19 protein-coding genes and 2 tRNA genes are annotated in these 19,857 nt (G+C 39.9%); 10 read left to right on the plus strand and 11 right to left on the minus strand.

Annotation, left to right across the window (positions count from 1 at the left end):
- Window positions 1-147: 147 nt before the first annotated feature.
- The 3 genes from N5O98_RS22625 to proB form a co-directional block, all read right to left on the minus strand.
- Complete coding sequence (locus N5O98_RS22625) at window positions 148-1,194, minus strand: hypothetical protein (RefSeq protein ID WP_004299773.1); 1,047 nt, start codon at window positions 1,192-1,194, stop codon at window positions 148-150.
- Window positions 1,195-1,228: 34 nt separating this feature from the next.
- Window positions 1,229-2,254 (minus strand): hypothetical protein, encoded by a 1,026-nt coding sequence (locus N5O98_RS22630; RefSeq protein ID WP_004310505.1) that lies wholly within the window; start codon window positions 2,252-2,254, stop codon window positions 1,229-1,231.
- Window positions 2,255-2,724: 470 nt separating this feature from the next.
- Window positions 2,725-3,807, minus strand: a complete 1,083-nt coding sequence (gene proB / locus N5O98_RS22635) for a glutamate 5-kinase (protein WP_004310504.1) — start codon at window positions 3,805-3,807, stop codon at window positions 2,725-2,727.
- A gap of 105 nt (window positions 3,808-3,912) precedes the next feature.
- Here proB and N5O98_RS22640 point away from each other — a divergent pair, with 105 nt between their 5' ends.
- Window positions 3,913-5,061 carry a pyridoxal phosphate-dependent aminotransferase gene (locus N5O98_RS22640; RefSeq protein ID WP_004310503.1) on the plus strand — a complete coding sequence of 383 codons (1,149 nt, stop codon included), beginning with the start codon at window positions 3,913-3,915 and terminating at the stop codon, window positions 5,059-5,061.
- Here N5O98_RS22640 and N5O98_RS22645 read toward each other — a convergent pair.
- The 8 genes from N5O98_RS22645 to ribD all read right to left on the minus strand — a co-directional run bounded on the left by N5O98_RS22645 (window position 5,030) and on the right by ribD (window position 13,703).
- The gene (locus N5O98_RS22645) at window positions 5,030-5,263 is read right to left on the minus strand and encodes a DUF2007-related protein (RefSeq protein WP_004299777.1); all 234 of its coding nucleotides are present in this window, start codon (window positions 5,261-5,263) and stop codon (window positions 5,030-5,032) included. The two genes, N5O98_RS22640 and N5O98_RS22645, sit on opposite strands and share 32 nt — an antisense overlap.
- 76 nt (window positions 5,264-5,339) lie before the next feature.
- Window positions 5,340-6,182 carry a glutamate racemase gene (gene murI, locus N5O98_RS22650; protein WP_004310502.1) on the minus strand — a complete coding sequence of 281 codons (843 nt, stop codon included), beginning with the start codon at window positions 6,180-6,182 and terminating at the stop codon, window positions 5,340-5,342.
- Window positions 6,183-6,290: 108 nt separating this feature from the next.
- Window positions 6,291-6,806 (minus strand): OmpH family outer membrane protein, encoded by a 516-nt coding sequence (locus N5O98_RS22655; RefSeq protein ID WP_004310501.1) that lies wholly within the window; start codon window positions 6,804-6,806, stop codon window positions 6,291-6,293.
- Window positions 6,807-6,862: 56 nt separating this feature from the next.
- Window positions 6,863-7,378 carry an OmpH family outer membrane protein gene (locus tag N5O98_RS22660; protein ID WP_004310500.1) on the minus strand — a complete coding sequence of 172 codons (516 nt, stop codon included), beginning with the start codon at window positions 7,376-7,378 and terminating at the stop codon, window positions 6,863-6,865.
- 23 nt (window positions 7,379-7,401) lie between these two features.
- Entirely contained in the window at window positions 7,402-10,056 is a 2,655-nt protein-coding gene (gene bamA / locus N5O98_RS22665) for an outer membrane protein assembly factor BamA (RefSeq protein ID WP_004299781.1), read from the minus strand.
- A gap of 30 nt (window positions 10,057-10,086) precedes the next feature.
- Complete coding sequence (locus N5O98_RS22670; RefSeq protein WP_004310499.1) at window positions 10,087-10,821, minus strand: isoprenyl transferase; 735 nt, start codon at window positions 10,819-10,821, stop codon at window positions 10,087-10,089.
- A 25-nt stretch (window positions 10,822-10,846) separates the two neighbouring features.
- On the minus strand, window positions 10,847-12,505 hold the full coding sequence (locus tag N5O98_RS22675; RefSeq protein WP_004310498.1) for a DUF6242 domain-containing protein: 1,659 nt from the start codon (window positions 12,503-12,505) through the stop codon (window positions 10,847-10,849).
- Between the two features lie 142 nt (window positions 12,506-12,647).
- Window positions 12,648-13,703, minus strand: a complete 1,056-nt coding sequence (gene ribD, locus N5O98_RS22680) for a bifunctional diaminohydroxyphosphoribosylaminopyrimidine deaminase/5-amino-6-(5-phosphoribosylamino)uracil reductase RibD (protein ID WP_004310497.1) — start codon at window positions 13,701-13,703, stop codon at window positions 12,648-12,650.
- A gap of 36 nt (window positions 13,704-13,739) precedes the next feature.
- On the opposite strand from ribD, the gene prmC reads away from it, so the two are divergent.
- The 9 genes from prmC to N5O98_RS22725 all read left to right on the plus strand — a co-directional run bounded on the left by prmC (window position 13,740) and on the right by N5O98_RS22725 (window position 19,776).
- Complete coding sequence (prmC, locus tag N5O98_RS22685) at window positions 13,740-14,576, plus strand: peptide chain release factor N(5)-glutamine methyltransferase (protein WP_004310496.1); 837 nt, start codon at window positions 13,740-13,742, stop codon at window positions 14,574-14,576.
- Window positions 14,573-15,055 (plus strand): regulatory protein RecX, encoded by a 483-nt coding sequence (locus tag N5O98_RS22690; RefSeq protein WP_004299786.1) that lies wholly within the window; start codon window positions 14,573-14,575, stop codon window positions 15,053-15,055. The genes prmC and N5O98_RS22690 overlap by 4 nt, the downstream gene beginning before the upstream one ends.
- A gap of 78 nt (window positions 15,056-15,133) precedes the next feature.
- Window positions 15,134-15,772: an orotate phosphoribosyltransferase gene (gene pyrE / locus N5O98_RS22695; protein ID WP_004299787.1), complete on the plus strand. Its 639-nt coding sequence runs from the start codon at window positions 15,134-15,136 to the stop codon at window positions 15,770-15,772.
- A 95-nt stretch (window positions 15,773-15,867) separates the two neighbouring features.
- Window positions 15,868-16,278 carry an SRPBCC family protein gene (locus N5O98_RS22700; RefSeq protein ID WP_004299788.1) on the plus strand — a complete coding sequence of 137 codons (411 nt, stop codon included), beginning with the start codon at window positions 15,868-15,870 and terminating at the stop codon, window positions 16,276-16,278.
- Between the two features lie 10 nt (window positions 16,279-16,288).
- The gene (argH, locus tag N5O98_RS22705) at window positions 16,289-17,629 is read left to right on the plus strand and encodes an argininosuccinate lyase (protein WP_004305025.1); all 1,341 of its coding nucleotides are present in this window, start codon (window positions 16,289-16,291) and stop codon (window positions 17,627-17,629) included.
- 93 nt (window positions 17,630-17,722) lie between these two features.
- A tRNA-Gly gene (locus N5O98_RS22710) sits at window positions 17,723-17,795 on the plus strand.
- A gap of 16 nt (window positions 17,796-17,811) precedes the next feature.
- Window positions 17,812-17,895, plus strand: a tRNA-Leu gene (locus tag N5O98_RS22715).
- 281 nt (window positions 17,896-18,176) lie between these two features.
- Entirely contained in the window at window positions 18,177-18,719 is a 543-nt protein-coding gene (locus N5O98_RS22720; RefSeq protein WP_004314638.1) for an RNA polymerase sigma-70 factor, read from the plus strand.
- A 70-nt stretch (window positions 18,720-18,789) separates the two neighbouring features.
- Window positions 18,790-19,776, plus strand: coding sequence for a FecR family protein (locus tag N5O98_RS22725; protein WP_008645190.1), 987 nt, complete (start codon window positions 18,790-18,792; stop codon window positions 19,774-19,776).
- Window positions 19,777-19,857 lie beyond the last annotated feature (81 nt).

Genomic DNA, 19,857 nt, shown 5'->3' on the forward strand with positions numbered 1-19,857 from the left:
ATGCTGGGAACACATAAATCAAAGAAATCTTCAAAAGATCGCAGCTTAAAGAAAGTGAACAGATTTGTATAGTGATGAACAAAAAAAGAGGTGCATCGTGCATTACGACACACCTCCTTGTTATTCGAACTCCTATTTGGCATTATCTCATTGCCATGGAATGTCTTGTTCAATATCTTCTCCCATTTCTCCTGATTCGACTTCAATTCCTATGTCACTAGGTGTTCCTATATGTTCAATATTGGTTAGTGCGATAGAATGGGTATAGTTTCTCTTGAATGTGATACTGCTACTGATGATTGTCTTTTCTTCTGCTCCTGGAGTCTCTTCCCAAAATACTTCCACTTTTACATTCTCTGTTAAATGTTGATTATCACCAGTAGGTATATTGGCAGTGAGATTTCTCATGCTGACCATTTTTAATTCAGATTCAACAGTCTTATGAATATCTGCATTAGCATTCAAATAGATGCTTGGTGCGTCTTCAAGTTTTATTCTAAGACGTCCTTTCTCTAAACCTGTTTGTTTGAATTTTACTCCGAAAAAACGGCGATAGAGCATGATGTGATTTTGCATGCCATCTGTCACTTCCACTTTATCGTTTAATCCATGATAACGTTCGATGAACGGGCGGTTGCAGGCGTCTTGTGATCCGTTTCTCGTTTGTATTCTCGGGTTTTCAATGTTGTATAAGAATTTGATTCCATCTGCTTGTTCGGCAGTCAGGAATTTGTTCAGGCATTCCCCTTTGATTTTTCCGCTACGTTCCAAATCGAAAGGGGCTCCGAAGAAGCCTTTTTCGTCTTTTATGATTGAGTCCTTTGCATTTGCAATCATAGAGCAAGAGATGCGGTAAGTGTATCCATCAATAACTTTTATTTTTAGGTTATTGGGATCTTTCGCCTTGTCTAACTGGAAAATACCATAAGCGTATGGTTTTGAAGATGGATTCTGTCCCTCTTTGGGTGTCATGGTAATGGCGATTCCCACTAATGTTTCACTTTCATTAATTTTGGTTGGAGTTGTAGCACGTGCCATGGGCAGTTCGGTTGAGAGGTAGTCTCCGTCCAGTTGTAAGTTAAGTTCGGAATACGTAGTAGGAGGTGCCTGATACAGATCTTTCTCCTTAATACATGATTGTAGAGTAAAAGCTGTGAATAGACAGCCTGCGATCATAAGATGTTTGATTTTCATATGAATCTTTTTTAGTAGTTGTTGAGTATGATAATTATTTCCCTATTTCTTGTTCTGATTCTTCCATTTCTGCTTCTTCACCAAAAGAGATAGTAGCATCCCCTATATGCTCATCTATCTTGACTATTTTGATTATGTTCTTTTTGTTTCTTTTCATTTTAATACTCTGATTGGTATATAGAGAATACCATTTCTCTTCATTGGCCGGGCGGTAGGAAATAGTGAAAGCGATTGTTTCTTCTTCCTTAAGTTTGGCCGTATAATAGTTGGATATATCGTACATAGAGATAATTCGTTCCTCCGTCCGGGATGTTCCATCTTTGGAATATAGTAGATAAAATGGAGCAACGTCCGCTGCTTTAATTTTGATGGAGTCACCCGGTGCAAGTTCGTCTGTAACGAATTGTATAGAATAATAAGCACGTTTCAATGTCATTGAAACGGAGGTATTCATATTGGGATTTGAAAAGTCCAATTGCTCACTGCCGAAAAAGCGTCTGACGGTAGGGTGAGTACTAGTACTATCGCATTTTATATGCATTTCTCCTTTGTAAATATGTTGGTGAAATGCCCCATTGATATTCAGGGGATTGATTGAAATCTTTAAATCGTTGTTGACTAACCCGTTCACCTCTTTCTGCAGAGTAGATGAAAAAGGAAGTCCATAAAGTATGCTGTCACTTTGTATTGTATAATATGGGCGGTCTTTATATCCCAGGAAGCTGCAGTCAAAGCGATACACATATCCTTCGATTAACCCGATTTCTACTCGATATGGATTATCGAAAAGGCCTGAAGCATAGGGCTGAAAAGAAGTCAGGCCTTTTCCTTTCCAAAAAACATTAACTGCATATATTCCGTCAGCCACCGTGGAGGTGGAACGGCTTAAAGGTTGTTCGGCTACTTCAAGAAAAGGAGCTATATTTAAACTGACATTAAACTTTCTGCCGACAGGAAATGACGGTGTACTGTTTACTTCAGGTTCATTCTTACTGCTCTCACAAGATATAATTGAGAATGTTAAAAATATGAGTATAAGGTTCCAATGTTTTAGTAGCATGGGGATTATATTGTTTGTTTAGAGGGCAAATATACTGCTATTAATAGTTTTTTGCAAATAAAGTCCCTGTATTTATGTTGCAGATGTCTATCTATAATACATTATATAACTGAAAATAAAAGCGCTTATCTTCACTAAAGAAGCTAATATTCTACCTGAATAAGAGCTTCATTTGGGTGCAGAAATGAGGTAAACTCATACAATTATAATTCAAAAAAACTTCCGTAAACATTCTCAACTATACTTATCCCTATGAGAAAAAATACTCATAGGGATGAGAAGAAATACTCATTACAATGAGAACTTTTTCTCATTGCAGTGAGAATATCCCCTTGCTAGAATAGGATGAAACAGTTTATTACCGTGCAGTCATGAACAAGATTCACCTCTGTGTACTCTGTGGTGAAAACCGTACAGAAACAAGCTAATTTTAGTCTAAAATCGGATAAAACAGAAATTCTTATTATTAATTATTCAATGTATAGATAGTCATAATGTACTACTGGTTTCTTTCCATGCTTGCCAATCGCTTCTTGTGCCTGTTTGGAGTCACAGTTCACTTTTCCAACGCCAACCTGGTTTCCTTGAAAGTCCATGATACGTACAATGTCATCTTTCTCAAATTCACCTTCAATATGAGTGATTCCGATGGGGAGGATACTGACAGCCTTTTCAGAGTTTAGAACTTCTGTCGCACATTCGTTGATGTGAATTTCCCCTTTGGCAAACCCTTCACTATGGGCAATCCACTTTTTGACGCTGGATACCGGTTCGTCTGATGGTATAAAACGTGTACAAAGAGTTTCTTCAGGATGCTGTAATAAATCTACCAGAATATTATCCCGCTTCCCGTTGGCAATAATCACTGTAATTCCTTCATCAGCAACTTTGCGGGCAATATTGGTTTTCGTCAACATCCCCCCCCGTCCGAAACTGGACTTAGTTGTCTGAATATAGTTGGATAAGTCTTTGCCGTGACCGATCTCCCGGATAACAGAAGAGTTTGGATCGGAAGGAGAACCATTGTAAATCCCATCAATATTACTTAGGATAATGAGTGCCTGCGTGTCCATCATCGAAGCGATGAGTCCGGACAATTCATCATTATCGGTGAACATCAGCTCACTGACGGAAATCGTATCGTTTTCGTTGACAATAGGAATGACATTATTTTCAAGCATTACCGTCATGCAATTTTTCTGATTCAGATAATGGCGGCGAGTTCCAAAACTTTCCTTCGTTGTCAGTACCTGGCCGACAGGTATATTGTGCTCACGGAAAAGTTCGTAGTAACGGTTGATTAGTTTGGCCTGACCCACAGCAGAAAATAATTGGCGCTGATCTACACTATCGAGTTTTTTCTGCGGATGCACTTCACTGCGTCCGGAAGCAACAGCTCCCGAAGAAATCAAAATGATTTCTACCCCGGACTTATGTAATTCCGCTATCTGGTCAACAAGTGCCGACATACGGGTAACGTCCAGCGTTCCGTCGCGGCGTGTCAATACATTGCTTCCTACTTTTACTGCGATTCGTGTAAATTCCTGTTTCATCCTTACTAACGATTTGAAAGCACAAATATAGAGCTTTTTGCCGATATGCTACCTAAACAGGCTAAAAAGAATTATCTTTGCAGCCAGATAGAGAAAAGATAAACAATGAAACATACAAATCCACAAGTAGAACAGATGACCTCCTTCATCGTAATGGATGTGTTGGAGAGGGCAAACGAATTACAGAAACAAGGTGTTGATATTATTCATTTGGAAGTTGGTGAACCCGATTTTGATGTACCGTCTTGTGTGTCGGAAGCAGCAAAAGCGGCTTATGATCGTCATCTTACTCACTATACACATTCTTTGGGGGACCCGGAACTCCGGCGGGAAATTGCTGCTTTTTATCTACGGGAATATGGAGTGACGGTAGATCCGGATTGCATTGTGGTGACTTCCGGCTCTTCTCCATCCATTCTTCTTGCGTTGATGTTGCTCTGTAATACGGATAGTGAAGTGATTCTTTCCAATCCGGGATACGCTTGTTACCGTAATTTTGTGTTGGCTACCCAGGCTAAACCCGTTTTGGTTCCTTTGTCTAAAGAATATCTGCAATACGACATAGAAGCTATTCGTAAATGTGTGAATCCACATACAGCGGCTATCTTTATTAATTCTCCGATGAATCCGACCGGAATGTTGCTGGATGAAAAATTCTTGAGAGAAGTGGCAGCACTGGGAGTTCCTGTTATTTCGGATGAGATTTATCATGGACTTGTCTATGAAGGACGTGCGCACAGCATTCTTGAATATACCGATCAGGCTTTTGTCCTGAACGGATTTTCTAAACGTTTTGCGATGACAGGTCTTCGGCTGGGTTATTTGATTGCACCTAAATCTTGTATGCGTTCTTTGCAGAAGTTGCAGCAAAATCTATTTATTTGTGCGTCCAGCGTTGCCCAACAGGCTGGGATTGCTGCATTGCGGCAGGCTGATTCGGATGTGGAACGGATGAAACAGATTTATGATGAGCGTCGCCGGTACATGATTACTCGTCTTCGGGAAATGGGGTTTGAGATTAAAGTAGAACCTCAAGGAGCATTTTACATTTTTGCCAACGCACACAAATTTACTACCGACTCTTATCGCTTTGCATTCGATGTACTCGAACATGCGCATGTCGGCATTACTCCCGGGGTGGACTTTGGTACGGGAGGTGAAGGATATGTACGCTTCTCCTATGCAAACTCATTGGAGAATATCAAAGAAGGACTGGACCGTATCAATCGCTACCTTTCTCGTCTCGGCTTCTGATTAGCTCGGTGGCTGCTTCGTATTCTTCCTCTGTCACGAGGACGGATACGGAAGGAGCGATATAGGGTGCTAATGTCCCCATAATTCCATCTTTGATTACACAACGGATATTATTGCTTTCTAATAACCCTTTAATGATCTCGGCTTCCCAGGGGGATCCGGAGAATACTTCTATTGCCTTGCTATAATCTTCTTCTTTCATGATCTTACTTATTAGGGGTTGTTATCTACAAATATAACAAAAAAGAGAGAGAAATGGTTATTTATTTTCTTAAAAATTATTCGAGTGTGATATGTTTTACGCTAATCTGCTGTTTCAGGAAAGTAGAGGCCGATTCTGAAAACTTTTCTTCCGCTTCGGTCGTGTAAAACTGGCAGTTGCCATTCTTGGTACATTTGGCATCCATTTCGGGATGTCTTTTCAGATAGTCTTTCAGGCTTTCTGCAACATACTCTCCTTGTGCAATTACACTGATATGATCCGGGATGTATTGCCGGATTTTAGGTAGGAGTATAGGGAAATGGGTACATCCGAGGATGACAGTATCTATTTGAGGATCCTTTGACAGTAATTGGTCGATGTACTTCCGGATAAAATAGTCTGCTCCTTCGTCTTGTGATTCGTTATTCTCAACTAAGGATACCCACATCGGACATGCTGTCCCGCTAACCTGAATTTCAGGAAATAGTTTATGTATTTCTAATGGATACGATTCGGATTTGATGGTGCCTGCTGTTGCCAGTACGCCGATATGCTGATTCTTGCTAATCTCTCCAACACATTCTACAGTGGGGCGGATGACTCCGAGCACACGGCGGGCAGGATCGATTTGGGGTAAATCATTCATCTGAATGCTGCGCAAGGCTTTGGCGGAAGCAGTATTGCAAGCTAATATAACCAGATGGCATCCCATATCAAACAGTTTGTTGACGGCTTGCCGGGTAAATTCGTATACGACTTCGAAAGAACGTGTCCCATAGGGGGCACGTGCATTATCTCCCAAATAGATATAATCATATTCCGGTAATACTTCTCTAATCTTGTCTAAGATGGTCAGACCTCCGTATCCGGAGTCGAATACTCCGATAGGTCCGGGCGTATGGGATAGATGTTGCTTCATGACACACTTGATTTATATACGCAAATGTACACCAAAAAAAGGGAAAGAGAAAGAAGATGATCCTTCTTTCTCTTTCCCTTTTGGTATTTCTTTATTCTTGGTCAGCTCTTATTTGATACCAAGATTTGCTTTTACCTTGCTAGTCAAGTTGATGCTCTGTGATTCGTTTACATAAGGAATCGAAGTTCTTGCCAGGTCGAAGATATAGATCACACCTTCAGCAGCACCTACTGCTTTGATAGCATTGTCCAACTTCTGGTAGATAGGAGCCATGGCATCATTTTGTGCTTTCGCCATTTGCTGTTGAGCATCTTGTTGGAATTGCTCTTGTCTTTGCATCATATCTTGCAATTCTTTTTGTCTTCTTTCAGCGATGTTAGGAGGAAGAGAATCCTTAGCGATAGCTTGTTGGAATTCCTGATATTTCTTGTTGAATTCTTCCTGCGTTCTCTGTAGTTCGGCAGTAAGTTGTTTTTCTAAAGTCTGAATATCATTTTGAGCTTTGGTGAATTCCGGCATCACAGTGATGATTTCCTGTGCATTAATGTGGCCGAATTTCAGGTTCTGTGCAAATACACCCATTGGGAGTGCAAGCAACATTACAAGTGCAATTTTTTTTAGCATAGTTCTATAATTTATTTGAATGATTTTTAGTTATTTCCAGCTGCAAATGTATGAAATTAATTTGAATATCCTAATTTTCTTAGGATTTCATCACTAATATCTATGCGTGGATTTGCAAATATTATACCTGTAGCAGAGGCTCTGTCAATTACCATATCATATCCATGTTGCTGTGATATAGCTTTCACTGCTTCATAAATATCATCCTGAATCGGAGTAATCAACTTGTCTCTCATCTTGGCTAATTCGCCTTCCGGACCGAAGTAGTTACGCTTCAGCTCGGCTGCTTCTTTTTCCTTCGCTACGATTGCATCTTCTGTCTTTGTTTTTTGTGCGGCAGAAAGAGTGGAAGATTTTGCCTGGTAATCCTGGAACATCTTCTGTGCTTCTTTAGCCAGAGCTTCTACTTCACTCTGGTATTTCTTCGTAGCTTCTTGCATTTGCTCATTAGCGCTTTGAGCTGCCGGAATATTCTTCATAATATATTCCGTATCGATCAGTGCAAATTTCTGTGCATTTGCTGCCATGCTGACAGCAAATAGCATCATGATTAATAGAACAGACTTTCTCATAACGTTTAGTTTTTGATGATACATTAGAATTCTTGTCCTAAGATAAAGTGGAACTGGCTTCCTCCATATTGTTTAGAACCAAATACTTTGTCGAAACCGTAACCCCAGTCAATACCCATCATACCAATCATCGGAAGGAAGATACGAACACCGACACCGGCAGAACGTTTCAACTCGAATGGATTGAATTTCTTGATATCATGCCATGCGTTACCTGCTTCAAGGAAACCTAACACATAAATGTTAGTACTTGTTTCCAGCATCAACGGATATCTCAATTCGATACCGAGACGTGCATAGGCATAACCTTCAGAACCGTATGGTGTTAATGAGCTGTTTTCGTAACCACGCAAAGCGATACTTTCAGTTGCATAAGTTGAATAACCGGTCATACCGTCACCACCTACGTCGAATGTACCGAACGGAGATTTCTTGTATTGGTTATAGTGACCTAACAGACCGAATTCCGTACGTGTCATTAATACCAGACATTTAGGATGAGCAACCGGATCCATCAGCGGAGTATATGTTTTGCCTTTGAATTTCCATTTGTGGTATTCTATCCATTTATGAAGTTTATTCATGTTGTCCTGGGTAATGCTACCTGTTTCAGGGTTGCTGTAATATCCCTTATAGTCTTTACCGTCCATCAACGAGTAAGGCGGTGTGAACTGAACTGACAGTGAGAAATCTGAACCCGAACGAGGGAAGATTGGGTTGTCAATAGAGTTACGAGCCAAAGTCAATGAAATGCTAAGGTCATTACATTTACCGTTGGTGACCGGGAAGTATTGCCAGTCGCTCAAGTTATAACGTTGGTAAGCTAATTCTGCAGAAAGAGTGAAATAGTCATCCGGCCATTTCAGACGTTTACCCCAACCTACGGAAAGTCCCCACATCTTGATAGACTTATCAGGGTCATAATAGTTTTCGTAGTTGTTATAGTTACCATAGTTGTACATACCATAACCACCGTAGCCACTATACATACTGTTGTAGTAGTTGTTGAAGTAGCTGGAGTTGTAGTAACGGCTACTGATATCTGTCTGTACAGAGAAGAATGCCGATACAGAGAATGAATTCGGACGTTTACCGCCAAACCATGGATCGAAGAATGAAATACTGTATGATTGGTAGTATTTAGCGTTCGTCTGTCCGCTGATAGTCAATGTCTGACCATCACCTTGAGGAAGTATACCACGGTAGTTTTCACCCGGGTGCAACAAGTTGGCTACAGAGAAGTTGGTAAACTTCAAGCTCAACTTACCGATAATACCCGTCTGTCCCCAACCTGCAGAGAATTCCACCTGGTCGTTAGCTTTGGAAGTCAAAGGCAAACCTATGTCAACAGTTCCGTTCATCGGATCCGGTTGAATATCTGGTTGCAGTTTTTCCGGGTCAAAGTGTCCCATCTGCTGAATTTCACGCAAAGAACGCATCAAGTCTTCTTTGCTGAACAATTGTCCCGGACGAATACGAAGTTCACGGCGAACGACGTTTTCATACAAACGGTCATTACCACTGATCTTGATCTTATTGATAGTAGCCTGACGGCCTTCATAGATTCTCATTTCGAGGTCGATAGAGTCGCCAACGATATTTACTTCTACCGGGTCGAGGTTATAGAACAGGTAACCGTTGTTGTAGTATAAGTTACCGATAGCGTCATCATCTGTAGAAACACGTTCGTTCAATAACTTCTGGTTGTATACGTCACCTTTCTTCATGCGGAGCAGGAAGTTCAACTGTTCTGACGGATAGAGAGTGTTACCTACCCATGTAACGTTACGCAGATAATATTTTTGTCCCTCGTCTATATTCAAATAAACGTTTACAGTCTTTTCGTCATACTGTGAAACGCTGTCTTTTACAATCATTGCATCACGGTATCCCAACTCATTATATTTGTCGATAATCAGTTGCTTGTCTGCCTCGAAGTTCTCCGGCACGAATTTCTTGGTGCGGAACAGGTTACGAAGTTTACCTTTCTCATTGGTTTTCTTCATAACTTTCTTCAGCTTGGAAGTCTTGATCGCATGATTACCAACGATTTGGATTTCGTGTACTTTGATTTTTTCTTTCTTGTCGATATCAATGTCGACGATCACCTGATTTTCGCTGGATGGATCGTCTTTCTGCGAGATGATTACTTCTGCATTTTTGAATCCCTTATCGTCGAAGTAACGTTTGATTAATGTCTTGGCACGGTCTACGGTATTCGGAGTAATCTGCATACCTTTTACCATTCCCAGCTTGCTTTCAAGATCGGTACGTTCCGACTTCTTCACACCATGATAGCGTACATCTGCGATACGCGGGCGTTGTGTCAGACTGATTTTTAACCAGATTTTGTCACCTTCAATTTTCTCGGCTGTGATTTGTACATTTGAGAACAAGCCATGACGCCAATAACGTTTGATTGCTCCAGTAATTTCGTCACCCGGCACAGTAATTGTCTGTCCTACCGATAGTCCGGATAGTCCAATCAATACATAGTCTTCATAATTCTTTACGCCTTCGACTTTAATATCTGCTATCTCATACTTTTTGGGTGTTCCGGAGTATAAGATGACAGGTTTCGAGTCTTCATCAGTGTTAGCATTTTGCGCAATGCCTGTTGTCGCAAAGCAGCACAGGCAGACAAACGTTATGAATATAAAGGAAATACGATAATGCATTTATGTTATAATTTGATGTTTCGAGTTATATTAGCTGATCTGTTCACTGGTTTTGCCGAATCGGCGTTCCCTTTGTTGATATTCCCAAATGGCCTTGTAGAGTTCTTCTTTATCGAAGTCGGGCCAAAAGGTGTCACAAAAATAAAGCTCCGAATAAGCGCATTGCCATAGAAGGTAATTGCTTAGCCGGATTTCTCCTCCCGTGCGGATCAGTAGATCCGGATCGGGCATAAATTTAGTATCCAGATGAGATGAGATACATTCATCCGTTATCTGTTCGGGAGACATTTCTCCTGCTTTTATCAGTGTTGCTATTTGCCGTACAGCTTCGGTTATTTCCCAACGGGATGAGTAACTAAGAGCTAGTACCATATACATTCCACTATTCTTGGATGTGCGTTTTATACATGATGTCAAACTTTTCTGAACTTCAACAGGCAACTTCTTGAAATCACCGATTACGTTGAAGCGAATATTGTTCTTCATCAGTGTCTCTTCTTCAATAGATTCTAGCAATAGATTCATCAAAGCCGCTATCTCGTCTTGCGGCCGATTCCAGTTCTCGGTTGAGAAGGTATAAAGTGTCAGGTACTTAATCCCCAGTCTGGCAGCATCTTCAGTAATCTTCTGTACCGTTTCTGCGCCAGCACGGTGACCGTAAGTACGTTCTTCCCCTCGTTGTTTTGCCCATCGTCCGTTCCCATCCATAATGATGGCTACGTGTTGTGGTATCCGAGTTTTGTCTATTTGTTCTATATAGGACATCTTCTTATTTTAAACGTATACGTTTTTATTTCCCGGCATGTTCCGGATCTTTATCAAACCATAGCTGATTCAAGCGACCACGCCATACTTCTGAATTATGACTATATGGGCGTTTTACTGTGGTAGTAGCTCGTGAGCTGTCTTCTTTTTCTACTTCTTCATCAAAGCTAACATTGTCGTCTTTGCCGAATATGAATACTAAATAATTATTGGCTCTGTTCTGGGCATCTTTTTCTGTGTCCACTACCATGGAAAAGTTCTTTCTGCCTCTAAATTCGGGGAACTTAATAGGATCATATCCAGTGTTCTCTTTAGACCAATTTTGATGAGGGAATGAGAACTTTTTATTAGCTTTTTCCCAATCACGTCCTGACGGTGAAGTATAGAATGCTTCAAATCCGTCTCCAAATAGATAAAATTGAGAATTATAATGAATAATAATAGGGTTTTTTAGTTCCGGGCAATATCTATAGGTTGAACCGGCAGGGAGATCTCCCCATCCGCTTACTATAATATTTTCTTTAATAGGGGTATCATTGTCGTCCAAAACTGGCTCTCTGTTCTCATTCAATTTGTTGACCTCTTGAGATTCTTCAGAATACATCCATGCGACAGCTATCGCAATGTCAGTGCCATCATTTGAAAGAGTGGTAGATTTTTCCGCTTCACCAATTAATAGCACACCTTGAGTTCCATTCCTATTCTCATAATTGGTATATGAGGTGATTTTACTTGGAAATTTTTTTCTGGTTTCTCCATCAAGATATTTTTTGTTGTTGTCATATAGAGCGTATTCCTCATTTACTCCATCAGTACTGGTTGTGAAAATATACTTATTATCATTAACTTTTTTGATATAACTAATCCTTGTATTCTTTTCAGAGTCAAAATTCTCTTTGATAGGCGCTAAGAACAGTTCAATATTGGTTAAAGAAGTTAGCGCACTCCAATTAATACCATCTTCTGATGTATAGGCGTATACAGTATTGTTATTATCTTTAAACGTTGCATACAACATATCTTTGAATTCGATGATAGAGGTGGGTAATGTTTTTATAGAATTCTCTATTCCTACTATCGAATTAGGAGACCAATTGTTTAAACCACTAACTGTGTTCTTGTATACTTTAAGTCCTGATGTCGTTTCTGTATATGTTAAGACATTAGACCCTAAAATAATGGATCTTTGAAGACCAATTATATTATTGTCGCCAGCTCCTTCTATATACTCCCATCTCAACGAATCCGGATCATGCTGATGCACATTTACCTTAATAGTATATTCCTTAGTTTGATTAGGAGATATTCCCGCTAAGGCTTCTGTCGACCATACCTTTATCTTAAGTGGATTCCGAAGATCGATCGAATCATTGATGTTTAAGACGGAATCGTTTCCGCTTTTGTCCTTCATTGTAACGACGCCTGATGCCGTTGTTAATGTTTTGATTAAAATCTTGTCAATGATGGTATCGGCATGAACAGGAAGAGAGTCTTCGTTATAGATTTCACATGATAATTGGTCAATTGTGAATTTATAACTCCCAAGGCCTGCTGTGTCAAGTGCAAACGCATGTATAGTTGCATCCGGGCTATATTCGATGTTATTATCGTCATCAAGACATGACGTTATAACAAATGACACCATGAAAAAACTCGCAATGAATGATAAAAACTTTATTTTCATTTGAAAGATTGTGTTTATTTACAAGTTGCAAAAATAGAAACATTTTTTCCGATAATGAACATTACAGGTAAGTTTTATATAAAATTATAGATAATAACACTGTTTTTATCGACGTAAAACCCCCTGAATAGAACTATCTTAGCTATATTCGACGAACATAATGCCAAATTTGTCTTTCGAAGTGTTCTTCTATCGAATAACTAAAATTATCGTCCATTTGAGGTGCTTTAACACCGGAGTGTAACCGGCCGGGGCACTTTTCGATATAGGCTTCATCCCATAGCTCATTATCAATGAATGATTGCAGCAATTGCCTGCCTCCTTCCACCAATAATGATTGTATTTTTCGTTGATACAATGCTTCCATGATCTGTTTCAATGGGTTATGGTTAAAGTTGATGGTGATATATGTGATGTTCTTTTTTTCTGGCTGTTGCTTTTCAGTAAAGATTAATGTAGGCACGTTGCCATCGAATATTTGTGAATCATTAGGTAGGGATAGCGTGCGATCTAACACAACGCGTATCGGGTTGTGCCCATACCAGTTGCGTACCGTAAGTGACGGATTATCCAATAAGGCAGTTCGCCTGCCTACCATAATCGCATCCGCCTCCGCTCTTTTTTTATGCACTAGCATGGAAGTAAGAGGAGAGGAGAGGCTTACCGGTTTTCCGTCTGTACGTTCTATATCAATAAAGTGATCGGCTGATTCTGCCCATTTCAGTGTAATGAAAGGACGGTGAAGCGTATTAAAAGTGATAAAACGGCGAATCAGCGATTTACATTCTTCCTCTAATACACCGACTGTCACTTCTCGTCCGGCATCCCGTAATTTCTGAATTCCCCGTCCGGCCACTTCTGAAAAAGGGTCTTGACAACCGATAACAATGCGTGGTATCTGCTTCTCTATAATAAGATTAGCACAAGGAGGCGTTTTCCCATAGTGGGAACAAGGCTCCAGACTGACATAAATCGTAGAATGTTTTAATAATGATTCATCTTTGACAGAACGGATCGCATTAACCTCCGCATGCGCCTCGCCACAGCGAATGTGGTAACCTTCGCCGATAATTCGCCCGTCACATACGATAACGGCCCCTACCATCGGGTTTGGAGATACGTTGCATAACCCATTCTTTGCAAGCTCAATGCAACGTTTCATGTATTTTTCTTCTTCCATTTTGGTGCTCTTCGCCATATTATTCTTACTTTTGCACTCCGAAATTGTGAAAATATGAATCGTATCACCGCTTACATTCGCCAATCTTTGCAGGAAATCTATCCACCGGAGGAGGTAAAAGCCCTTTCGATGCTGATTTGTTGCGACATGTTAGGTTTAGATGCGCTCGATATTTACATGGGCAAAGATATAATTTTATCCGAATGCAAACAGCGTGAATTAGAAAACATTATATTCCGTTTACAGAAAAATGAACCTATACAGTACATTCGTGGTGTTGCGGAGTTTTGTGGAAGGAATTTTAAGGTTGCTTCCGGCGTGCTGATTCCCCGGCCGGAGACTGCGGAGCTTGTAGAACTAATAGTAGAGGAGAGTCCGAATGCTCGTCGTCTATTAGATATAGGTACGGGAAGCGGATGTATTGCGATCTCTTTGGATAAAAAACTTCCGGATGCAGAAGTAGAAGCTTGGGATATTTCGGAAGAAGCATTGGCTATTGCTCGTAAAAACAATGACGCCTTGGAAGCCGGGGTGAGATTTCTGCAAAGAGATGTATTGTCTGATGACTGGGAAAAGGTGCCGTCTTTTGATGTGATCGTCAGTAATCCGCCTTATGTGACTGAAACGGAAAAGAATGAAATGGACGCTAATGTCCTTGATTGGGAACCGGGGTTGGCCTTGTTCGTTCCTGACGAGGATCCTTTACGGTTTTATAATCGTATAGCTTGTCTGGGAAGTGATTTGCTATTGCCGGGCGGAAAACTTTATTTTGAAATCAACCAGGCTTATGGCCGGGAAACAGCACACATACTTGAAATGAACCAATATCGTGATGTTCGTGTTATAAAAGACATATTTGGAAAAGATAGAATAGTTACAGCTAACCGATGAGTGCACAATTAACTGATGAAGAGGCTTTAAATCGCGTAGCCTCTTACTGCTCCACTGCCGAGCATTGCCGGGCAGAAATAAATGAGAAGTTACAACGTTGGGGAATTGCCTATGATACCATTGCGCGTATTCTTGACCGACTGGAATCAGAGAAGTTCATTGATGATGAACGTTTCTGCAGGGCTTTTGTGAATGACAAGTTCCGCTTTGCCAAGTGGGGGAAAATGAAAATAGCCCAGGGGCTTTACATGAAGAAGATCCCTTCTGATGTGGCATGGCGTTATCTGAATGAAATTGATGAAGAAGAATACCTTTCTATTCTGCGTGACCTGCTGGCTTCCAAACGGAAAAGTATTCATGCGGCAGACGATTATGAATTGAATGGAAAGCTGATGCGATTTGCCATGAGTCGTGGATTTGAACTGAAAGATATTAAGCGTTGTATCGACATTCCCGATGAAGAGGAACAAATTGACTGAAAAAATAAACGGATTCTTCTTTTTATTCTCGTTCAATTTCTGTACTTTTGCGGCAAATAATTAATAGTTAGTTTAGTTATGAAAAACTTAGAGAGACTATTTGCGGAGAAACTGTTGAAGATTAAAGCTATTAAACTTCAACCCGCTAACCCTTTTACATGGGCTTCTGGATGGAAATCCCCCTTTTACTGTGACAACCGTAAAACTCTGTCCTATCCTTCTCTTCGTAATTTTGTGAAGATTGAAATTACACGTCTGATATTAGAACGATTCGGACAGGTGGATGCGATTGCTGGTGTGGCTACAGGCGCTATTCCGCAGGGAGCTTTGGTGGCTGATGCATTGAATTTGCCGTTCGTGTATGTTCGTTCTACCCCCAAAGATCATGGATTAGAAAACCTGATTGAAGGTGAACTTCGTCCGGGTATGAAAGTCGTAGTCGTAGAGGACTTGATTTCTACTGGTGGTAGTAGTTTGAAGGCTGTTGAAGCAATTCGTCGCGATGGTTGTGAAGTGATCGGTATGGTTGCAGCGTATACATACGGATTCCCGGTAGCTGAAGAGGCGTTCAAAAATGCGAAGGTGACTTTGGTAACGTTGACCAATTATGAAGCCGTGCTTGATGTTGCTCTTCGTACAGGTTATATCGAAGAAGAAGACATACAGACATTGAACGAATGGCGTAAAGACCCTGCTCATTGGGATGCTGGAAAATAAGATTCATTTTTTGATCAAACATATTTGGTAAAAAGAACTGTTCGGGCAATATTTGGCCGGATTGTTCTTTTTTTGTTTTATACTAATAGAAAATTATGAGTAATTTTGAGAGTAGTGTCAAGGTAATACCTTACAGCCAGGAGCGCGTATATAATAAACTTTCAGATTTAAGTAATCTGGAAGCAGTCAAAGACCGTTTGCCAAAAGATAAGGTGCAGGATTTGAGTTTTGATTCGGACACGTTGAGTTTTAGTGTCTCTCCTATCGGAAAGTTGACTTTGCAAATTGTAGAGCGTGATCCTTGTAAATGTATAAAGTTGGCAACAACTAACTCTCCTCTTCCTTTTAATATGTGGATTCAATTGGTTGAAACTGCAGAAGAAGAGTGCAAAGTGAAGGTAACTATCGGAATGGATCTTAATCCATTTATGAAAGCAATGGTACAGAAACCTCTCCAGGAAGGTTTGGAGAAGATGGTTGATATGCTGGCAGTTATTGGATATTAAACTTTTTTTTATGGCACAGAAACTTTGGGAGAAGTCCGTACAGGTAAATAAGGATATCGAACGTTTCACGGTAGGTCGTGATCGTGAGATGGATCTTTATTTGGCCAAGCATGATGTGCTTGGTTCTATGGCTCATATTACGATGCTTGAAAGCATTGGGTTGTTGACAAAAGAAGAACTGGACCAGTTGCTGGTGGAATTGAAGAGTATTTATGCCTCGGCCGAAAAAGGCGAATTTGTGATAGAAGACGGGGTGGAAGATGTACATTCACAGGTAGAATTGATGTTGACCCGTCGTTTGGGAGATATCGGAAAGAAAATACATAGTGGTCGTTCCAGAAATGATCAGGTTCTGTTGGACTTGAAACTTTTTACCCGTACGCAAATAAAAGAGGTTGCCGAAGCGGTAGAACAACTATTTCATGTCTTGATCCGTCAGAGCGAACGGTATAAAAACGTTTTGATGCCGGGATATACACACCTGCAGATTGCAATGCCTTCTTCTTTTGGCTTGTGGTTTGGTGCCTACGCCGAGAGTCTTATGGACGATATGCTGTTTTTGCAGGCAGCATTTAAAATGTGCAATCGTAATCCATTAGGTTCAGCAGCCGGATATGGTTCGTCTTTTCCTTTGAACCGTACCATGACGACTGACTTATTAGGTTTTGATTCAATGAATTACAATGTTGTATATGCTCAAATGGGGCGTGGAAAGATGGAACGCAATGTTGCTTTTGCATTGGCTACGATTGCCGGGACGATTTCCAAATTAGCTTTTGACGCCTGTATGTTTAACAGTCAAAACTTCGGTTTCGTTAAGTTGCCTGATGACTGTACCACGGGGTCCAGCATTATGCCTCATAAGAAGAATCCCGATGTCTTTGAACTGACACGTGCTAAATGTAATAAACTGCAATCGCTTCCCCAACAGATCATGATGATTGCGAATAATTTGCCTTCTGGCTATTTCCGTGATTTGCAGATTATCAAAGAAGTTTTCCTTCCTGCTTTTCAGGAACTGAAAGACTGTTTGCAGATGACAACCTATATCATGAATGAAATAAAGGTAAATGAACATATTCTTGATGATGACAAATACCTCCTTATTTTTAGCGTGGAAGAGGTAAATCGTTTGGCACGTGAAGGTATGCCTTTCCGTGATGCATATAAGAAGGTTGGTTTGGATATTGAAGCAGGTAAATTCTCGCATACTAAAGAAGTACACCATACTCATGAAGGTAGTATCGGCAACCTCTGTAATGCAGAAATCTCCGCATTGATGCAGCAAGTGATTGATGGATTCAACTTTTGTGGAATGGAGAAAGCGGAGAAAGCACTGCTTGGAAGATAAAATAGACTTTCGGAGGATAGTTTTTTAAACTTTCCTCCGAAAAGATTTGGCAGAAACAAGTAAACTACTTATCTTTGCACCCGTTGAAAAAACGCGGAAATAGCTCAGTTGGTAGAGCATAACCTTGCCAAGGTTAGGGTCGCGAGTTCGAGTCTCGTTTTCCGCTCTTTCTTTGAAAGGATGCTCGAATGGTGGAATGGTAGACACGAAGGACTTAAAATCCTTTGGCCATTGCGGCTGTGCGGGTTCAAGTCCCGCTTCGAGTACGAGTATTCTTTATAAGGCTTCATGAATCATTGATTCATGAAGCCTTTTTATTTTTATGGGTGTATAATATACATTTTATTTATTTTCTGGAAAGCTCTATATGATAGCTGCTTGGAAGAAATAAACCAAAAAAGAGTTATAATATTTTTTTATTGTGTTATTAATCTTTTATTTTGCTTTTAGATTATGATTTAATGTATAATATTATATTGAATCATTCCTTAGACCTAAATATATGTAATATTTGATTTAACCGCTAACACTGAAAAATACTAGAGAGATGGAGAATAATGACAGGCAGATTGAATTAAAGTTTCAGAGGTTTTTCACTGTAAATTTTCCAAAGGTAAAGAACTTTGCTCAAATGCTGCTAAAATCGGAAGCGGATGCAGAAGATGTGGCTCAAGATGTTTTCTGTAAGCTCTGGTTGCAGCCTGAGTTGTGGCTGGATAATGATAAAGAACTAGACAATTATATTTTTATAATGACTAGAAATATAGTTCTGAATATCTTTAAACATCAACAAGTAGAACAGGAATATCAGTCGGAAGTTATAGAGAAGACTCTTCTTTATGAATTAACAGAAAAGGAAGAGATCTTGAATAACGTATATTATAAGGAGATGTTGATGATTATTCAACTCACCCTGGAGAAAATGCCGAAGCGTCGGAGGTTGATATTCGAACTTAGTCGTTTCAGGGGATTAAGTCATAAAGAAATAGCTGATAAACTCGATGTTTCTATCCGAACAATAGAGCATCAGGTTTATTTGGCATTGATCGAATTAAAGAAGGTACTCCTCTTTTTTATTTTTTTTCTCTAATATTTTTAAGTAGTATGTATGTAGTAGTTGTATTTAGTGTATAAAGCCCAAAAAAGAAAGAAAAAGATTCATGAAAAATTATATTCAACAACTCGTAGAATTATTCGGCCATAATAGCTATTCAGCCGGAACACAGAAGAAAGTGCAACAGTGGTTGGCTGATGAGGAGCATGTTGATGAAAAGAGTGAGGCTCTTCGTGAGCTTTGGAAACAAGCAGGAGAACAGAAAGTGCCTGATGGCATGCAACAATCAATACAACGAATGCGGCAGAATCTGGGAATGCAGTCTATCACTTCACGTAGAAATTACCAGTTGCTTATATGGAGAGCTGCAGCTATTTTCTTGTTAGCAGTCTCATCCGTTTCTATTTATTTGATGTTGGAAAAGGAACGGCCGGAAAAAGATTTAGTTGAATGCTATATACCGACAGCGGAAATTCGTGAACTTACATTACCGGATGGTACAAATGTCATGCTGAATTCGAAGAGTATACTACTATATCCGGAAAAATTTACAGGAGAGACTAGAAGTGTATATTTGATTGGTGAGGCCAACTTTAAAGTGAAACCGGATAAGAAGCATCCTTTCATTGTAAAGGCCAATGATTATCAAGTTACTGCTTTAGGTACTGAATTTAATGTAAATGCTTATCCGGAAAATAGCGAACTGATGGCTACTTTGCTGGAAGGTAGTGTGAAAGTTGAATTCAATAACTTGCTGTCCAATATTATTTTAAAGCCTAATGAACAGTTGGTATATGACAAACATACGAAAGCGCACAATCTGCGGATGCCTGAGATAGATGATGTGACGGCATGGCAACGTGGGGAATTGGTTTTTAGTAATATGTATCTGGAGGATATTTTTACAAGTCTTGAACGCAAATTTCCTTATGCTTTTGTATATAGCCTTCATAGCTTGAAAAAGAATACATATAGTTTCCGCTTCTCCAAACAGGCGAATCTGGAGGAAGTTATGAAGATTATATCGCAAGTTGTAGGAAATGTAAACTATGTTATCAAGGGAAATAAGTGCTATGTAACTAGTAAAGAATAAATATATTGTAGAACCTTTTAAATTTAATACGTAATGCAAAAAAATACCCGGAAGGAATGGCCGTTCCTCCCGGATATGAAA

Origin of the sequence: Bacteroides sp. LFL-34 (assembly GCF_027257075.1) — a bacterium.
In the GTDB taxonomy this organism is placed as follows: domain Bacteria; phylum Bacteroidota; class Bacteroidia; order Bacteroidales; family Bacteroidaceae; genus Bacteroides; species Bacteroides ovatus.